This is a genomic window from Nonomuraea sp. NPDC003201 (assembly GCF_053590415.1).
In genome coordinates this window covers 1-1,469 of the sequence record NZ_JBSFTC010000734.1, presented here as the reverse complement: position 1 = coordinate 1,469, position 1,469 = coordinate 1, and the positions used below count along the sequence as shown (strand labels likewise).

Annotated in this window: 3 protein-coding genes; all 3 read right to left on the bottom strand. The window is 72.1% G+C overall.

The annotated features are described in order from the left end of the window. A partial coding sequence (locus tag ACWDX9_RS63255; RefSeq protein WP_449973443.1) for an SDR family NAD(P)-dependent oxidoreductase occupies positions 1 to 174 on the bottom strand: 174 nt, incomplete at its 3' end. 46 nt (positions 175 to 220) lie between these two features. After that, a complete protein-coding gene (locus ACWDX9_RS63250; RefSeq protein WP_449973442.1) occupies positions 221 to 757 on the bottom strand; it encodes a GNAT family N-acetyltransferase in 537 nt (178 codons plus the stop codon). A 9-nt stretch (positions 758 to 766) separates the two neighbouring features. Further along, the coding region (locus tag ACWDX9_RS63245) for an SDR family NAD(P)-dependent oxidoreductase (RefSeq protein ID WP_449973441.1) at positions 767 to 1,469 on the bottom strand (703 nt) is incomplete at its 5' end.

Genomic DNA, 1,469 nt, shown 5'->3' with positions numbered 1-1,469 from the left:
GTCGCCGCCGCACGCGGCGGCGGTCTCCTCGGCCGAGGCCAGGTCGCGGTCGGCGCACACCACGGAAGCCCCGTGAGCGGCCAGCGCCAGCGCCGCCTCCCGGCCGATCCCGCTCCCCGCCCCGATCACCACGGCCCGCCGCCCATCCAGGCGGAACAGCGCGTCATATCCCATACGAGGCACCCTAGCGACTGGTCCGACCAGTGCACCAGGTTGGGGGTCAGCGCGTCTCCCATTCGGCGCGCGTCAGCTCGTACTCCACCTCCCCGTGCTCGGCCCCCGGCAGCGGGTCCTCCCACTCCAGGTGGAACGTGCGGGTGAAGCGCAGCCCGCACTTCTCCATGACCCGCCGCGAGCGCACGTTCACTGCCATGGTCTGAGCGAAGACCCGGCGCGCGCCCAGCTCCCGGAACGCCTTGTCGATCAGCGCGAGCGAGCCCTCGGTCGCGTACCCCTTGCCCCAGGCCGACGTGTGCAGCCGGTAGCCCAGCTCCGGCTCGTCGTCCGGCGAGCCCTTGGGCGCGCGCAGGTGGAACCACCCGAGAAACGCCCCGGACGGCTTCTCGATCGCCGCGAAGAAACCGGTTGCGATGAACGCGGGCAGCGTCTTCCCGACGATCACCTCGCGCGGCGTGGGCTTGCCGCCGTTGAGGAACTCCATGACCTCGGGGTCGTTGTGGAGGGTGAAGAGGTGGCCGGCGTCGGACTCGGTGAAGCGGCGCAGGATCAGCCGCCCGGTCTCCAGATAGATGTGCACCGGCAAACGCTAGTGAGCCGGTGGCCGCGCCTTCGACAGGTTTTCCGACAGCTCGCGCAGCCGGGCCCGCGCCCCGGCGTCGTACGCCTGCTCCAGCGCCTGCGAGGGCCGCAGGCCGTCGAAGAAGCGCCCGGACACCTCGTCGAGGCCGGGGTCGGTGATCAGCCGCGACGTGGCCTCCACGCCCTCCCGCAGCTCGCTGACCGGCGTGGCGACCATCTTGGTGGGCATGTACGTGGCCGGGTGCAGGGCGTTGGCGGTGACCCCGGTGCCCGCCAGCTCCTCGGCCAGGTCCACGGTGAACATCACCTGCGCGAGCTTGCTCTGGCAGTACGCGCGCACCCCGCTGTAGCCGGCGGCCTGCATGACGTCGCCGAAGTCGATCGGGGCCTGGCCGAGGCTGCTGACGTTGACGATCCTGGACGGGGCCGACTCGCGCAGCACCGGCAGCAGGAGCCGGGTGAGCAGGTAGCCGGCCAGGTAGTTGACCGCGAAGCGCAGCTCGTGGCCGTCCGCGCTCTCCTGCCGTACCCCGCCGCCCGGCACGGTCGTGCCGATCCCCGCGTTGTTCACCAGCGTGTCGAGGTCCTTGTGGTCGGCCGAGACGGCCTGCGCGAGCTCGCGTACCTCGTCGAGCGAGGCCAGGTCGGCGCGGTACCAGTGCAGCCGCGCGGCGGGGACGGCGGCCCGGATCTCCGCCAGCGTGTCGTGG